The 15,822-nt window shown below is 73.0% G+C and carries 13 protein-coding genes and 1 pseudogene; 8 read left to right on the top strand and 6 right to left on the bottom strand.

The window, feature by feature from the left end; all coding sequences use genetic code 11:
* Positions 1 to 22 precede the first annotated feature (22 nt).
* Positions 23 to 649 (bottom strand): annotated as a pseudogene (locus tag ACOJUI_RS12190) (ABC transporter substrate-binding protein); the annotation flags it as partial.
* Between the two features lie 499 nt (positions 650 to 1,148).
* Positions 1,149 to 2,507, bottom strand: a complete 1,359-nt coding sequence (locus tag ACOJUI_RS12185; protein WP_422115220.1) for an NtaA/DmoA family FMN-dependent monooxygenase — start codon at positions 2,505 to 2,507, stop codon at positions 1,149 to 1,151.
* Positions 2,508 to 2,703: 196 nt separating this feature from the next.
* Between ACOJUI_RS12185 and ACOJUI_RS12180 the strand changes: the two genes are divergently transcribed.
* Genes ACOJUI_RS12180 through ACOJUI_RS12160 form a run of 5 tightly spaced genes read left to right on the top strand, consistent with a single transcriptional unit; the run spans position 2,704 to position 9,154 of the window.
* Positions 2,704 to 4,359, top strand: coding sequence for an ABC transporter substrate-binding protein (locus ACOJUI_RS12180; RefSeq protein WP_422115219.1), 1,656 nt, complete (start codon positions 2,704 to 2,706; stop codon positions 4,357 to 4,359).
* Position 4,360: 1 nt separating this feature from the next.
* A complete protein-coding gene (locus ACOJUI_RS12175; RefSeq protein ID WP_422115218.1) occupies positions 4,361 to 5,407 on the top strand; it encodes an ABC transporter permease in 1,047 nt (348 codons plus the stop codon).
* A complete protein-coding gene (locus ACOJUI_RS12170) occupies positions 5,404 to 6,294 on the top strand; it encodes an ABC transporter permease (RefSeq protein WP_422115217.1) in 891 nt (296 codons plus the stop codon). Before ACOJUI_RS12175 ends, ACOJUI_RS12170 begins: the two co-directional genes overlap by 4 nt.
* Entirely contained in the window at positions 6,291 to 7,907 is a 1,617-nt protein-coding gene (locus ACOJUI_RS12165) for a dipeptide ABC transporter ATP-binding protein (RefSeq protein WP_422115216.1), read from the top strand. Before ACOJUI_RS12170 ends, ACOJUI_RS12165 begins: the two co-directional genes overlap by 4 nt.
* Positions 7,904 to 9,154 carry an acyl-CoA dehydrogenase family protein gene (locus ACOJUI_RS12160; protein WP_422115215.1) on the top strand — a complete coding sequence of 417 codons (1,251 nt, stop codon included), beginning with the start codon at positions 7,904 to 7,906 and terminating at the stop codon, positions 9,152 to 9,154. The genes ACOJUI_RS12165 and ACOJUI_RS12160 overlap by 4 nt, the downstream gene beginning before the upstream one ends.
* Here the strand turns inward: ACOJUI_RS12160 and ACOJUI_RS12155 are convergent.
* From ACOJUI_RS12155 to ACOJUI_RS12145, 3 genes are all read right to left on the bottom strand, one after another.
* Complete coding sequence (locus ACOJUI_RS12155) at positions 9,144 to 10,331, bottom strand: YeiH family protein (RefSeq protein ID WP_422115214.1); 1,188 nt, start codon at positions 10,329 to 10,331, stop codon at positions 9,144 to 9,146. The two genes, ACOJUI_RS12160 and ACOJUI_RS12155, sit on opposite strands and share 11 nt — an antisense overlap.
* Positions 10,328 to 10,471, bottom strand: a complete 144-nt coding sequence (locus tag ACOJUI_RS12150) for a hypothetical protein (RefSeq protein WP_422115213.1) — start codon at positions 10,469 to 10,471, stop codon at positions 10,328 to 10,330. Before ACOJUI_RS12150 ends, ACOJUI_RS12155 begins: the two co-directional genes overlap by 4 nt.
* Before the next feature lie 168 nt (positions 10,472 to 10,639).
* Positions 10,640 to 11,290, bottom strand: a complete 651-nt coding sequence (locus ACOJUI_RS12145; protein ID WP_422115212.1) for a mismatch-specific DNA-glycosylase — start codon at positions 11,288 to 11,290, stop codon at positions 10,640 to 10,642.
* 42 nt (positions 11,291 to 11,332) lie between these two features.
* On the opposite strand from ACOJUI_RS12145, the gene ACOJUI_RS12140 reads away from it, so the two are divergent.
* On the top strand, positions 11,333 to 11,920 hold the full coding sequence (locus ACOJUI_RS12140) for a thymidine kinase (RefSeq protein WP_422115211.1): 588 nt from the start codon (positions 11,333 to 11,335) through the stop codon (positions 11,918 to 11,920).
* On the opposite strand, the gene ACOJUI_RS12135 is transcribed toward ACOJUI_RS12140, so the two are convergent.
* The gene (locus tag ACOJUI_RS12135; RefSeq protein ID WP_422115210.1) at positions 11,913 to 12,413 is read right to left on the bottom strand and encodes a hypothetical protein; all 501 of its coding nucleotides are present in this window, start codon (positions 12,411 to 12,413) and stop codon (positions 11,913 to 11,915) included. The genes ACOJUI_RS12140 and ACOJUI_RS12135 overlap by 8 nt on opposite strands.
* A 161-nt stretch (positions 12,414 to 12,574) precedes the next feature.
* On the opposite strand from ACOJUI_RS12135, the gene ACOJUI_RS12130 reads away from it, so the two are divergent.
* Both ACOJUI_RS12130 and ACOJUI_RS12125 read left to right on the top strand, forming a co-directional pair.
* Entirely contained in the window at positions 12,575 to 13,210 is a 636-nt protein-coding gene (locus ACOJUI_RS12130; protein ID WP_422115209.1) for a hypothetical protein, read from the top strand.
* A complete protein-coding gene (locus ACOJUI_RS12125; RefSeq protein ID WP_422115208.1) occupies positions 13,138 to 15,801 on the top strand; it encodes a GH92 family glycosyl hydrolase in 2,664 nt (887 codons plus the stop codon). The genes ACOJUI_RS12130 and ACOJUI_RS12125 overlap by 73 nt, the downstream gene beginning before the upstream one ends.
* The last annotated feature ends 21 nt before the right edge of the window (positions 15,802 to 15,822 follow it).

The raw sequence follows: 15,822 nt of genomic DNA, 5'->3' as shown, positions 1-15,822 counted from the left end.
CGGGCATCTGGGAGAGCAGCGGATCGGCCTTGAGGGCGTCGACCAGGGACTGGTCGCCGTAGGTCACGATGATCTCGACGTCGCCGAAGGCGTCGGCCTGCTCGGCGCTGACCGTGGCCGAGAACTCCGGGGTCTCCGCGGAGGCCGCGACCACGCTGGGAGCGATCCTCATGCCGAGGTCCTCGAAGAACATGGTGCGGGTGTCGTGGGAGGTGTAGAAGCTCACCTGGGAGAGGTCCGTGGTGTCCACGTGGGTCAGGAACATGGCGTTCTTCCCGGCGAGCGCCGGATGCGCGGCGACAGCCTCCTCGATCTGCCCCTCGAGCTCGGCGATCAGCTGCTCGCCCTCGGCGGCCATGCCCATTCCGGTGGCGTTGGCGGTGATCATGTCGCGCCAGGAGGTGCCCCAGGCGACCTCGGGGAACGGGATGGTGGGGGCGATCTCGGTGAGCGTGTCGTAGTCCTCCTGGGTCAGGCCCGAGTAGGCCGCGAGGATCACGTCCGGGGCGGTGTCGGCGACGCCCTCGAAGTCGATGCCGTCCGACTCGTCGAACAGCACCGGCGTCTCGGCGCCGAGCTCCTCGAGCTTCGCGGCGACCCAGGGCAGCAGCCCGTCGGCGTCGTCGTCGCCGAAGTTCGCCGCCGCCATGCCGGCCGGGACCACGCCGAGGGCCAGCGGCACCTCGTGGTTGGCCCAGGCGACGGTGGTGATGACCTGCGGCGAGGCAGGGATGGTGGTGGTGCCGAAGGCGTGCTCGAGGGTGGCCTCGCCGCCGGTCCCGCCGCCGCCGGTGTCGGAGGCGGCCGTCCCGCCGCCGGCCGTGTCCTCCGCGGCGGCGCACCCCGCGAGCAGGGCGGCGAGGGCGATGGCGGAGCCGGTGACGGCACGACGGGAGAGCGAAGCCATGGGAGACCTTTCGGGAAGCCGCGGGACGGCGCAGGTCCGGGCAGCGAAGGGCCCGGGCAGGAGGGTGCGATCCTGGCGGGCGGACGTCAGGCGGTCGTGCGTCGAGGCAGGGCGGGCCCGCGGCGAACGTCCGTCGTGGCGCCTCGACGCACCGCTTAGGATTGCCTAACCAACCTAGTGGCTCACGGCCCCGCCGCACAAGCGGCCGACCATCTCGATCGAGGCGGTCTCCGCGGGGCCCTCAGACCCCCACCCTCTCGAAGGCGCCGCGGAAGCGGGCCGCCGGATGCTCGTCGGGCAGCCGGTCACGGCCGCTCAGGCGAGAGCGCAGCGTGCCGCCCTGCTCGGGGAGCCGGCCCCGCTCCCGCAGGAGCGGCGAGACCAGCTCGGCGAAGTCCCGCACGGTGTCGAAGGAGTGGTACTGGCGCAGGTTGATGCCGTCGATGCCGTCGACGTCGAGCCAGTGCTCGATCGCGTCGGCCACCACCTCGGGAGTCCCGGCGACGAAGAACCGGTCCTGCCAGGCCTCGTCGACCGCATCCAGCAGGTCGCCGATCGTCTCGTGGGCACCCTTGCGGCCGACGGGGGTGTCGGCCGGGAGACCCTCGATCTCGAGCGCCTCGGCGATGGTCCGCTCCCGCGGATGCTCGAGGGCCCGGATCGGCACCGACTGGTGCACGAGCATCCCCTCGGTGGAGCGGTGCTCGTGGTACTGCGCGAGCTTCGCGTCGACCTCCTCCTGGGTGCGTCCGGTGATCACCGCAGCCTGCACCACGAACTTCGGGTCCAGCGGGTCCCTGCCCGCCTCCGCGGCGGCCGCGCGCACGGCGGGGACGGTCCGCTCCAGCAGCGGGCCGTGGGTGAAGACGACCTCGGCATGCTGCCCCGCCCGCGCGGCGCCGGCGGGGGAGGCCGTGGCCAGGAACAGGGTCGGGGTGCGCTGGGCGGAGGGCTCGGACAGGTGGGGGCCGGCCACGCGGAAGTTCGGACCCTCGTGGTCGATGCGATGCACCTTGCTCGGATCGGTGTACACGCCACCCTCGGCGTCCCGGATCACGGCGCCCTCGTCCCAGGAGCCCTCCCAGAGCTTGTAGAGCACCTCGAGGTACTCGTCGGCGATCTCGTACCGGCGGTCGTGGTCGATCTCCTCCGCGAGCCCGAAGTTCCGCGCCGCATTGGGGAGGTAGGAGGTGACGATGTTCCAGCCCACCCGGCCATCGGTGAGGTGATCGAGCGTGGACATGCGCCGGGCGAAGGCGAACGGCGGTTCGTAGCTGGTGGAGAACGTGATGCCGAAGCCGAGCCGCTCGGTGACCGCCGCCATCGCGGGCACCACCAGCATGGGGTCGTTGTTGGGGATCTGCAGTCCCTCGCGCAGGGCGGCGTCCGCCGAGTCGCCGTACACGTCGTAGGCGCCCACCACGTCGGCGAGGAAGATCGCGGTGAACCCGCCGTCCTCGGCGATCCGCGCGAGCTCGGTCCAGTAGGAGAGGTCCGTGTACCGGTGGCGGTGGTTGTCCGGCAGCCGCCAGAGGCCGTGGGTGATGTGGCCGACGCAGTTCATCTCGAACAGGTTCAGGATCAAGGGCTTGACGGGCATGGGTCCTCCTGGGGGGGGCGGGGCGTGCAGGCACACTCTGCGCGGTCGCGGCGGGCGCGCGCACCCGGTGTGAACCCTGGTGACGTCGCTGGTCGCGCCGTTCACCGACCCGACTCAGTCATTCATCGAGCTTTGGTCGCCCATAAGTTCGGCCTAGGTTCGTGGCGTCCCCTCCGTCGCGACCCAGGAGCACGCTGTGCGCCACAGACCCCTCACCGCCGGCCTCGCCGTCGCCGCCGCCACCGCGGTGCTCGCCTCCTGCGGCGCCGGCGACCCCTCCTCGCACCTGCAGGCCGGCACCAGGTACGGCGGCGAGCTCGTCTACGCCACCGACCGCGAGCCAACCTGCCTGGACCCGCACAACAGCGGGGACATGCCGCAGACCTACATCGCGCGCCAGTACCTCGACTCGCTGGTCTCCATGCAGGAGGACGGCACGGTCGTGCCCTGGCTCGCGCAGTCCTGGGAGATCTCGGCCGACGGGCTCGCCTACGACTTCACCCTGAAGGACGACGTCGAGTTCACGGACGGGGAGCCCTTCGATGCCGAGGCGGTGGTCGCCAATTTCGAGCAGATCATGGATCCGGCGACCCAGTCCTCGACCGCCCTGCTCTACCTCACTCCCTACTTCGACTCCGCCGAGGCGGTCTCCGAGCACGTGGTGCGGGTGCAGCTCAAGCGGCCCTACTCGCCGCTGCTGACCGTCCTCTCGCAGGCCTTCTTCGGCATGGAGTCCCCGCGGGCGATGGCCCGCGGGCTCGAGGAGAACTGCCTCTCGCCGGTCGGGACCGGGCCGTTCATCGTGCAGGAATGGAAGCGCAACCGCGAGGTCGTGATGGTCCGCAACGAGAACTACAACTCGGCGCCGGCCGACGCGGAGCACCAGGGGCCCGCCTACGTCGAGAAGCTCACCTGGCGCTTCCTGAAGGACAACACCGCGCGCTTCGGTGCGCTGCAGTCGGGCCGGGTGCACGCGATCTTCAACCTGCCGCCCGAATCGGTGCCGGCGGCGCAGGCCGATCAGAAGATCACCACCGACGACTTCGTGCATGCGGGAGTCCCGTTCTCGTTGGACCTGAACACCACCAGCCCCGCGCTCTCCGACGTCCGCGTGCGGCGCGCCCTGGCGCACGCCGCCGACGCCGAGGGGATCGTCCGCAGCGCGTACGCGGGCGTCTTCCCCTACGAGGGCAACTCGATCTCCTCCGGGACGCCGGCGTACGACAGCGCCTTCCATCAGCCCTATGCCTACGACGAGGAGAAGGCTGGCGCCCTGCTGGACGCGGCGGGGTGGACCGGCCGCGACGAGGAGGGGTACCGCACGAAGGACGGCCGGACCCTCGAGCTGCGGCTGCCCTTCAACTCCGACCCCGGGGAGACGCCCCCGGCGGATCTGACCATCTTCCAGAACTTCCAGGCGATGCAGAAGCGCGTCGGCGTGAAGATCGAGCTCCTCCCCTCGGACGCCGCGACCATGACCGCCGTCAAGAGGGACCCGGCCCAGTACGACATCCAGGGCCGTTACTGGAACAGCCCCACCCCCAACGTCATGTACATCAAGTACTCCCAGGAGACGCTCGAGCTCGGGAACGGGCAGAACGTCTCGCTGGCGTCGAACGAGGAGCTCGACGAGCTCCTGCTGGAGGCGGCGGCGACCACCGACGCGCAGGAGCAGGCCGCCCTGTACTCGAGCGCCCAGGAGATCGTCACCTCCGAGGCCTGGCACATCCCGCTGTACCCGATCCAGACCCGCCTCGCGATCCGCTCGGATCTGGTCGAGGGCATCTGGATCGAGCCGAGCGAGGGCGAACCCGTCCTCCACGACGCCTATCTGCTCCGCGAAGGGATCTGAGATGTCCACGACTGCACTGCGGGAGACCGCGCCGGAGGTCGTCCCCGACCCGGCGCCCGCGCCGGGGACCGATCCCCTCCCGCCCGGCCGACCTCGGCGCCTGCGGGCGCTCGCCCTCCGCCTCGCCGCGCAGCTGGGCTCGGCCCTCCTGCTGCTGTGGACGGTCGCCACCATCGTGTTCTTCCTCCAGCACCTGACCCCGGGCGATCCGGCCCTGGCCATCCTCGGCGGCGCCTCCGCGAACCCGCCGGAGGAGGCGGTGGCGGCCGTGCGCGAGCAGTACGGCTTCGACCAGCCGCTGCTGCTGCAGTACGTGGCCTTCCTGGGCGGGCTCGTGCAGCTCGACCTCGGGGAGTCCTACACGATGAAGGAGTCGGTGGTCGCGATCATCGGCGCACAGGTCGTCCCGACCCTGCAGCTGACCGCGGCGGCCCTGGCGATCGCCTGGACGCTCGCGCTGGCCCTGACCCTGGGCACCGCCGGGCGGTCCGGGTTCCTGGGCCGGCTCGGCTCGGGCATCGAGGTGGTCTGCGCGGCGCTGCCGCACTTCTGGCTCGGCGTCGTGCTGCTGGTGGTCTTCGCCGTCACCCTGCAGTGGCTGCCGGTCGTGGACGACGGCCCGCTGGGCATGATCCTGCCTGCGCTGACCCTCGGGATCCCCCTGGGCGGATTCCTCGCCCAGGTCACCCGCGACGAGTTCGACGCGGCGCTGCGCCAGCCCTTCGTGCTCTCCGCCCGCTCCCGGGGCGCCCGCCTCGGCGACGTGCGATGGCGGCACGTGCTGCGCCATGCGGCTCTGCCGGGCGTCGCCCTGTCGGGGTGGGGGCTGGGCTCCCTGATCTCGGGCGCGGTCGTCGTGGAGGTCATCTTCTCCCGCCAGGGCATCGGCCAGGTCCTGGTCTCGGCCGTGACCTCCCAGGACCTCCCCCTGGTCATCGGGGTCACCTTCATGGTCGCCCTCGTCTACGTGCTCGCCAACCTCCTCACCGACCTCGCCTACGTGACCCTCGACCCGCGTCTGCGCCACACGATCGGACATGCCTCATGACGACCCTGGCCCCCACCGCCGATCCCCTCACCGACGCGACGAGCCCACCCCCGGCGCGCCGCACCGCCCCTCGCGCCCCGCGGCGCCGCCTCGGCGTCCTCCTCGCCGGGGCGACCGTCTCGCTGGTGGTCCTCGCCGCGCTGTTCCCCGCCCTGATCGCCCCCCAGGACCCGCTGGAGATCAGCCTCTCGGAGAGCTTCCGAGCACCCAGCGCCGAGCATCTCTTCGGGACCGACCAGTCCGGGCGCGACGTGTTCAGCCGCGTCATCCACGGTGCCGGCCGCTCGTTGGCGATCGGCGCGGGCGCCACCGCGATCGGACTGGCCGGCGCGCTCGCCCTGGGACTGCTGGGCGGCCTCGGCGGCCGGTGGGCCGACGCGGGCGTCACCCGCGTCATCGAGGTGCTGTACGCCTTCCCCGGCATCCTGCTCGCCCTGATCCTCATCGCCGTCTACGGCAACAGCGCCACGACCCAGATGGTCGCGGTGGCCGTGGCGGCGATGCCCGGATACGCCCGCATGGTGCGCGGTCAGGTGCTGTCGGTGAAGACCTCGCTGTACGTCGAGGCCGCCCGCGCCCTCGGCCACCCGCCCCTGCGGATCCTGCTGCGCACCCTCCTGCCGAACGCCTTCCGGCCCCTGACGGTCCTGGTCACCCTGGGCATCGGCCAGGCGATCGTCTGGGCGGCGGCGCTCGGATTCCTCGGCATGGGGGTCCAACCCCCCGCCGCCGAATGGGGAGCGATGCTCAACGCGGGGCGGAACTATCTCCAGACGGCCTGGTGGATGGACTTCTTCCCCGGCATCACGATCGTCCTGTTCACCCTCTCGCTCACGGTGATCGGCCGCCACCTCCAGCGCTCGACCGATGCAGGAGCCGCACGATGACCACACTGATCACCGCCCAGAACCTCTCGGTGGCCTTCGACGGCGAGCCGGTCGTGCACGACGTCTCCTTCACTCTGCGCGCCGGCAGCTGCCTCGGCATCGTCGGGGAATCCGGATCGGGCAAATCCGTGACCGCCCGCGCCCTGCTGGGTCTGAACGGGGAGCGGGCCACCGTCCGGGCGAGCACGCTCGAGGCCGGCGGCGATCTGCTGTCCTTCGGCGAGGACCAGTTCCGCGCCCTGCGCGGCAGCCGGATCGGCTACGTCCTGCAGGACGCCCTGGTCTCCCTCGACCCGCTGCGCACCGTCGGCGCCGAGATCGCGGAGCCGCTGCGGGTGCACGGCCTGCCGCGCGCCCAGCGGCCGGCGCGGGTGCTCGAGCTGCTCGCGGCCGCTGGGGTCCCCGAGCCCGAGCTGCGCGCGCGGCAGCTGCCCGGTGAGCTGTCCGGCGGTCTGCGCCAGCGCGCCCTGATCGCGGCGGCCCTCGCCCTGGACCCGGAGATCCTCATCGCCGACGAGCCGACCACCGCGCTCGACGTCACCGTGCAGGCCCAGATCCTGGCCCTGCTCGAGCACAGCCTCGCCGCCGGCCGCGGCATCATCCTGATCAGCCATGATCTGGCAGTGGTGGAGCGGATGGCCGACCAGGTGCTGGTGATGAAGGAGGGCCGGGTGGTCGAGCAGGGCCCCACCCGCGAGGTCCTCAGGCGCCCCCAGCACCCGTACACCAAGCGGCTGCTCTCCGCCGTGCCGTCGGCGCACTCGCGGGGGACCCGGCTCTCCGACGCACCGCCCCCGCAGATCCCGGCGGCGCCCCGGCGGCGAGCGGCGCCGACCGGACCCGTGCTGACCCTGGAGCACGTCTCCAAGCGATACCGCGGCCCCGACGGGCGCGAGCGCACCGTGGTCGACGACGTCTCCTTCGAGCTCCATCCGGGCGAGACGCTGGGCATCGTGGGGGAGTCGGGCTCCGGCAAGTCCACCACCGCGTGGATGTCCCTGGCGCTGACCGCCCCCAGCAGCGGACGGGTGCTCCTGGACGGCGAGCCCTGGTCCGAGCTCCCGGAGCGGCGCCGCCGTCGGCGCCGACGGAGGATCGCCGTCGTGCACCAGGATCCGCTCGGCTCCTTCGACCCCCGCTGGGACGTCGGCCGGACCATCGCCGATGCGCTCGGAGCGGACCTGACCCGCCCCGAGCGGATCCGCCGAGTCGCCGAGCTGCTCGCCTCCGTCGGACTCGGCGCGGACCTCGCCGCGCGCGCCCCGCTGTCCCTCTCCGGCGGTCAGCGCCAGCGCGTGGCCATCGCCCGGGCCCTCGCCACCGACCCCGAGGTGCTGGTGCTCGACGAGCCCGTCTCGGCCCTGGACGTCTCGATCCAGGCGCAGGTGCTCGACCTGCTGGCCGACCTGCAGCAGGCGCTCGGCACGGCGCATCTTTTCATCTCCCATGACCTCGGCGTCATCCACCACGTCAGCGACCGCGTCCTGGTGATGCAGGGTGGCCGCATCGTCGAATCCGGCACCGCCGACGACGTGTTCTTCACCCCGCAGCACGACTACACCCGGCAGCTGATCGCAGCCCTGCCCCGCCCCGCCCTCGAGGAGATCGCATGACCGACACCGCCCTGGCCCCCGACACCGGATACGCCCACTACCCCCGGCTGCGGGAGCGCTTCGCCCCCGTCCTCGCGCAGATCGCGGAGGGAGCCGCCGACCGCGACCGGGAGCGGTGCCTGCCGCACGCGGAGGTGCGCGCGCTCGCCGCGGCGGGCTTCACCGCCGTCACGGTGCCCACCTGTCACGGCGGCGGCGGCGCCGACGTCGAGACCCTCGTCCGCCTGCTCATCGATCTCGGCGAGGCGGACTCCAACCTGCCGCAGCTGCTGCGCGCCCACTTCGCCTTCGTCAACGACTTCCTGATCCGGGCGGAGGAGGGGGAGCCCGACGACTGGTTCGCCCGGATCGCCGCGGGCGCCGTCCTCGGCAACGCGAGCCATGAGCGCAGCACGGCCACCGTCGGTGACCTGGCCACCGTCGTGACCCCGGACGGCCCCGACTACCGCCTCTCCGGGGAGAAGCACTACTCGACGGGGTCGATCTTCGCGGACTGGATCAACGTCTCGGCCCGCACCCCCGACGGCCGGCGCGCCCGGGTCACGGTGGGCGTGCACGATCCGGGGGTCGAGCTGCGCGATGACTGGGACGGCTTCGGCCAGACCCTCACCGGCAGCGGCTCGACCCTCTTCACCGACGTGCACGTCCCCGCCGACCGGGTGCGGCTGCTCGAGGGCCGCGGTGACGGCGCCGCGACCACGCAGACCGCCTTCCTGCAGCTCGTGCTGCTGGCCTCCCTCGTGGGGACCGGGCGCGCCGCCCTCCGGGACGGCATCGGTTTCGTGCGCAGCCGCACCCGCGTCTACTCCCAGGGCAGCGGTGCGACCGCCGCGAGCGACCCGCTGGTCCAGCAGGTCATCGGACGGCTCTCCGCGAAGGTGGCCTCCGCGCAGGATGCGGTGCTCGCGGCGGCGCGCGCCCTCGCCGCCGCCCAGGCGGCGCTCGGCGAGGAGGAGCACGAGAGGCTCACCGACGCGGCCGAGCTGCGCACCGTCCAGGCCCAGATCACCGCGGTCGCGGACGTCCTGGCAGTGACGACGGAGCTGTTCGAGGTCGGGGGCGCCTCGGCGACCTCCCGGGGGCGCGGACTGGACCGCCACTGGCGCAATGCCCGCACCCTCGCCTCGCACAACCCCGTGATCTATCAGGAGCGGGCGATCGGCGACCGGCTCCTGAACGGCGCCGACCTGCTGTACTTCTGGTCCACCGGCGAGAAGCGGGCCGGCAGCCCGCCCCTCAGAAGCTGAAGTCGCGGAACAGCACCGAGGCCAGAGCCAGCCCCACCACCAGGTTCACCACGGTGGCGACGGCGAAGACGAGGATCGGCTTCCAGCCGGACTCCTTGATGCTGCGGGCGTTGAACTCCAGGCCGATCGAGACGAAGGCCAGCGTGAGCGCCCAGACCTGGATCTCCTTGGCGGCGTCCAGTCGCGGCTCGAGCACCGCGGCCGGCAGCGACTCGGCCAGCACGGTGGCGACGACCGAGGCGAGCAGGAAGCCGAGCACGAACTTCGGGAACCGCTCCCAGAGCATCAGCAGGGAGCGGCGGTCGCCGAACCGCGGCGCCTTCCCCGCGGGGTCCCCGGCCGGGGCGACCTTGACCGCGAAGTACAGGGTCAGCAGCACCGCGACCACGCCGAGCAGCGCGTTCTGGGTCACCTTGACGATCGAGGCGATCTGCAGCGGCTGCTCCCCGGCGACCGCGCCGGCGGCGGTGACCGCGGCGGTGGTGTCGATGTTGCCGCCGATCCAGGCGCCCGTCACCGCCGGGGACAGCCCCATCAGGTCCGCCAGCCACGGCAGCAGGAAGATCGAGGGGACGGCGAAGACGATCACCAGGGTGGCGGTATAGGCCAGCTGCTCCTTCTTCGCCTCCACGGCGCCGGCGGCGGCCACGGCCGCGGAGAACCCGCAGATCGACAGGGCGGAGGCGAGCAGGGCGCGCAGCTTGTCGTCCAGCCCGAGCAGCCCGGCGAACCACCACGTGAACAGGAAGACGATGGTGATCAGCAGCACCGCCTGCAGCACCGCGGGCCCCGCCGCGCGGGCCACCACCGCGAAGTTGATGGTGGCGCCCAGCAGCACCAGGCCGATCTTGATGAAGAACTCGGTGCGGAAGGCGGCGGCCATCCTCTGCCGCACCCCGGTCAGCGAGAGGACCGCGTTGCCGGCGAAGCCGAGCGCGATCGCATAGACGGGGTACTCGATCGACTTCGCGACGCGCCCGAAGCCGGTGCCCTCGGTGGCCGCCGGCACGGCGTCGGTGAGGACGCCGACCAGGGCCGCCAGGCCGAACACGACGACCAGCCCGGCGACCGTCCACAGCGGGGAGGCGGGCGCCGGGGCCGGGACGGGGGCGCCCTGCTCGACCTCGGCCTCGCCGGCGCGCGCGGCGCCCTCGGTCGCACCCTCGGTGGCGCTCACGGGATCAGCTCCGGGGTGAGGAGCCCGACCATGCAGGCGGTGAAGATCGCCAGACCCACCAGGGTCGCCAGCCAGTCCTCGTTCAGGGAGAACCGCTGGTGGTCATCGGGGTGGTCGGGACGATCACTGCTGCGGCTCACCGCTGGCTCCTTCTGCTCGTCGAAAACTCCGGGTCGTCGCGCCCCCGGGCGGGGCGGCCGGTCCGGAACTCTGCCGCGCACTCTAGGTCACGCGGCGCTGACCGGGCATCTCGGGGGCGCACCGTCGACCATCCGTCGACCATCCGTCGTCCTGCCGTCGGGCGGGCGTCAGTCCTCGTTCCCGTACCGGACACCTGCGCTGCGGGCCACCTCGCGCCAGTCCTCGGCGAGCGAGGCGACGGTCGCGTGCGCGTTGAGCCCGCTCGGCTGCGGCACCACCCACAGCGTCACCTCCGCGGGCCAGCCCGGCACCAGCGCCGGGTCCTGCAGCCCGAGTCGCGCCTTCGGGAGGGAGAACGCGGTGCGGAAGGCGGTGATCCCGGAGATCGCCACGCAGCGCGGCCGCAGCCGCGGCAGGCGGGCCACCAGTGCCGCGCCGCCGGCGCGCAGCTCCTCCCGTCGAAGCTCGTCGGCCCGGGCGGTGGCCCGGCCCACCAGGTTCGTGATGCCGATGCCGCGGGTGCGCAGATCATGCTCGTCCTCGGGGTCCAGGCCGCGGGAGGCATCGACCAGGCGCGCGGTCAGCCCGGCGCGGTGCAGGGAGGGCCAGAAGCGGTTCCCGGGACGGGCGAAGGGGGCGTTGACCGCGGCGGTCCAGAGCCCGGGATTGATGCCCACGATGAGCAGCCGCAGCTGCTCGCCGCGCTCGGGAGCGGGCAGCAGGTCGTCCATCGCCTCCGGCTCCGGACCGGCGAAGGCCGCCAGATCGTCCTTGGTGGGCCGACGACCGGCCAGGGGGGAGGGGCGCCGACTGCTCATCGCGGCACTCTAGCGCGGGACCTGCGCGCGTACGCTGGCGGTATGCGCCCCATGGAGGCAGGACGACTGCACGTGATCGCGGGTCCGATGTTCGCCGGCAAGACCGAGGAGCTGCTGCGGCGGGTGCACCGGGCCCGCCTGGCCGGGCTGCAGGTCGAGGTGGTCGGGCACCGGTTGGACGACCGCGGCGGCGCGGACCGCCTCCACACCCACGTCGGCCGCTCCACCCCGGCGCGCATGCTCTCCGTCGCCGACGACCTGCTCGACCTGCTCGCGGACCCGCGGCCGGACATCCTCGCCATCGACGAGGCGCAGTTCTTCGGCCCGCCGATCGTGCCGGTGATCGCGCGTCTGCTCGAGGCGGGGATCCAGGTCGAGGTGGCCGGGCTCTGCGTCACCTACGAGGGCGGACCCTTCGAGCCGCTGCCCACACTGATGGCCGTGGCCGAAGAGGTCATGAAGCTGACCGCGGTGTGCACCGTCTGCGGCGCCGAGGCCGCCTTCCACGTGCGGCTGATCGCCGACGACTCCGAGGCGCTCCGCGCGACCGCCGCGCAGGTCGGCGGCGCCGAGTCCTACCAGGCCCGCTGCCGTCGCCACCGGCACCCGGTCGCCGCCGCGCTCAGGTGATCGGCTGCCCGCCGGGCTCGACCAGCTCGATGCCGTCGAGGTCCCACTGGCCGTCGATGCGCCGCACGAAGTAGCGCAGCTGCACCTCCACTTCCTCGCCGTCGTCGACGTAGGTCTCGGTCACCTCGAAGATGGCGTAGCCCTGCCGGTTGATGCGGTCCTCGACCCGGTAGTCGACGGAGGAGACGCCGCCCAGCGTCTCCTCGAAGACCGGGCAGGAGGTCAGCCCGGTCGCCGCCCGGTACTCCTCGGTGGTGGAGTCCATGAACAGCTCGCAGTCCGCGCTCTCCAGGGAGACGTAGAAGTCCTCGAGGGTGGACTGCGGATCGCCGCGGGTCAGCAGCTGGAAGGCGATGACGATCCCGAGGACCCCGACCACCAGCAGGCCCAGGGCCCCGACCCCGGCGAGCAGCAGCCAGTGCCACAGCGGCCGGCGGGACCGGCCGGGCGCGGCCGGTCGCGGGGCACCCTGCGGTGCGTGCGGCTGGACCATGTCATCTCCCCGAGCAGCGGGCGGTGGTTGCGCCGAAGTATCCCGTACTCCCGGCGCGAACGCACCCGGGACGGCGCGGGCGCCCCACCCGGACCTGACGCCCCCGGGCCGCGCTGAGCAGCGCGCGCGAGCGGGCCGCGGGAGTCGATACGCTGACGCGCATGATCGTCACCGCAGACCAGGGCCCCGTCGGCTTCCCGACCAGCAAGGACGGGGCGGGCTTCCTCGCCCCGTCGGCCCTGCGCTACGAGCTGGAGGCCGGGCAGAGCGAGGCGGCGCCGCTGCCCACCGCGGAGGGGGACCCGCAGCTGCGGGGGCGCGTCGTGCGGCCCGGGGACGTGCTGCGCTGGTTCGTGCACCCGGTCCTGGACGCCGACCACACCTGGGGCGCCACCCATGTCGCCGTGGACCTCGTGTTCGAGGACGGCACGAGGCTCTCCGAGTTCGAGCCCCGCGACCAGTACGGCACCCTCGCCACCGCCCGCGGGCTCGGCGAGGGGAGGATCCTGTACGCGGACCAGTGGAACGACGTGCAGGTCTCCCTGGAGCAGGTCGTCGGGCGCACCGTCGGCGAGGTGCTGCTCGCCGTCGACGTCCCGGACCGGCCCGAGGACGACCTGCTGGACGCTCCCGATGCCGACGCCGCCGAGCCCGCGGCCCTGCACGGCTGGATCGACGGCCCCCACCTCGGCCCGCTCCCCCGGAGCCGCCCGCGGACGACCCGGTGGCCTGGGTCGACACCCGGCGCGGGACCCACGCCTCCGAGGACTTCTCCCGCGGCAACACGCTGCCGCTGACCGCGCTGCCGAACGGCTTCGCCGCCTTCACCCCCGCCACCGATGCCCGCACCCGGCGCTGGGTGTACGAGTACCACCGCGCCAACGGCGCGGACAACCGACCGCGCCTGCAGGGGATGGCCCTCTCCCATCAGCCCAGTCCGTGGATGGGCGACCGCCATCAGCTGCTCATGATGCCGCTGCTGGGCCCCGAGCCGGACGCGGACCCGGTGGCCCGCTCCCGCGGCTTCGACCACGCCGCGGAGACGGCGAGACCGGACCTGTACGAGGTCGCCCTCGACGGCGGCATCACCCTGCGCCTGGCCCCCACCGACCACGGCGCGATCAGCGAGATCGAGTACCCCGCCGGGACGGAGCCCCGGCATCTGCTGGTCGAGGGCATCGACGAGCACTCGCGGCTGGACGCGGCCGGTGCCGTGTTCGACGGCCGCCTGCACGGCTGGGTGGACGCCCCGCTCGAACAGGGGTACGCCCGCGCCGACGGGGCGACCCGGATGTACGTGCTGGCTGAGGTGCACCCCGCCCCGGTCGCCGTCGCAGCCGCCCGGGGCGGCTCCACCGGCAGCGTGCTGACCTTCGCGCCGGGCACCGGGACGGTGAGGGTGCGCCTGGCCACCAGCTACCTCGGCCTCGAGCAGTGCCGGCGCACCTTCGGCCAGGAGCTCGCCGGACGCAGCCTCGAGCAGGTCCGGGAGGCGGCCCACGCCGCCTGGTCCGAGCGCCTGGCCGTGATCGAGGTGCCGACCGCCACCCCCGCGCAGCGGCGCACCCTGTACGGCAACCTCTACCGGCTGAACCTCTACCCCTCCTCCCACTGGGAGAACGGGGGCAGCCAGGACCGGCCGATGCCGGTGCACGCCAGCCCGGTGCGCCCGGTCAAGGGCCAGGCCAACGACACCCGCACCAACGCGCAGGTGCTGCCCGGGGAGCTCTACGTCAACCACGGGTTCTGGGACACCTACCGCACCGCCTGGCCCGCCTACGCGCTGCTGTACCCCGACCTCGCGGCCCGGCTCGCCGACGGCTTCGTGCAGCAGTTCCGCGAGGGCGGCTGGATCGCCCGCTGGTCCTCACCCGGCTACGCCGACTGCATGACGGGCACCAGCAGCGACATCGCCTTCGCCGACGCCCAGGTCAAGGGCGTGGCGCTGCCCGACCCGCACGGCGCCTACGAGGCCGGCCTGAAGAACGCCACCGTCGCCCCGCCGCTGACCGAGGTCGGTCGCAAGGGCAACCAGCGGGCCGTGTTCACCGGCTACGTGGACACCGACACCGAGGAGTCCGTCTCCTGGACGCTCGAGGCCCACATCAACGACTTCGGGCTGGCCGCCCAGGCCGAGCTGCTCGCCGAGCGCAGCGAGCAGGAGGGAGAGGCCCGGTACGCGGCACAGCTGCGCGAGGAGGCCCACTACCTGCGGGCCCGTTCCCTGAACTACCCGCTGCTGTTCGATGCTGCGATCGAGTTCTTCCAGGGCCGGCGGGCCGACGGCGACTTCGCGCAGAGCCCCGAGCAGTTCGACCCGCTGGTGTGGGGCGGGGACTTCACCGAGACCGACGGCTGGAACTTCGCCTTCCACGTCCCGCACGACGGCGAGGGCCTGGCCTCCCTCTACGGGGGACGCGAGATGCTGCGGGGCCGGCTCGAGCAGTTCTTCGACACCCCCGAGCGGGCCGACCTGCCCGGCACCTACGACCGCGTCATCCACGAGATGGTCGAGGCGCGCGCGGTGCGGATGGGACAGTTCGGCGTCTCCAACCAGCCCTCCCACCACATCCCCTTCCTCTTCCACCACGTCGGCGCCCCGGAGCAGGCCTCCCGGATCGTGCGCGAGGTGCATCGGCGCCTGTTCGTCGGCGAGCAGATCGGGCAGGGGTACCCGGGCGACGAGGACAACGGCGAGATGAGCGCCTGGTGGCTGCTGACGGCGCTGGGGCTCTACCCCCTGCAGCTCGGCACCGGCCGCTACCACCTGGTGGCGCCGCTGTTCGAACGAGCCGCGGTGCGGCCCCTCGGCGGTCCCGCCTTCACCGTCACCACCGACGGCCAGGCGCCGGGGCACGCCTGCATCACCGCGATGACCGTGGAGGGGCGTGAGCACCGCCGCTCCTGGATCGACCATGCCGACCTGCGCGGGGAGCTCCACCTCAGCCTCGCCGCCGAGCCGGGGGACTGGGGCGAGGTGCCGCCCTCGGTCACCGCCGAGGGCGAGCAGCCGCAGCCGCTGCGGGACCTCTTCGCCGCCGACCCCGAGGACCCGCTGCTCGATGACGATTCCCGCACCGAGCGCGCCTTCCCCGCGGCGGCCGCGGTGATCGACCTGCCGGAGCTGGGGGAGGCGCTGCAGGCCCGGTTCCTCACGCTGACCTCCTCGGCGGCGACCGGCGGTGATCCGATCGCCTGGCGGCTCGAGGGATCGAGGGACGGGCAGCACTGGGACCTGCTCGACGAGCGCGCCGGGCAGCGCTTCCGCTGGCGCCGGCAGACCCGCCCCTTCGAGATCGCCTCCCCGCGGCCCTGCACCCATCACCGCCTGGTGGTGCTGACCTCCGAGGGACCGCTGCGGCTGGCCGAGGTCGAGCTCCTCGCCTGAGCGGTCGCCGGGCGCCGCCGC

The sequence above is a fragment of the Brachybacterium sp. UNK5269 genome (assembly GCF_049266655.1).
Classification (GTDB): domain Bacteria; phylum Actinomycetota; class Actinomycetes; order Actinomycetales; family Dermabacteraceae; genus Brachybacterium.
This window is presented reverse-complemented; position numbering and strand designations above follow the sequence as displayed.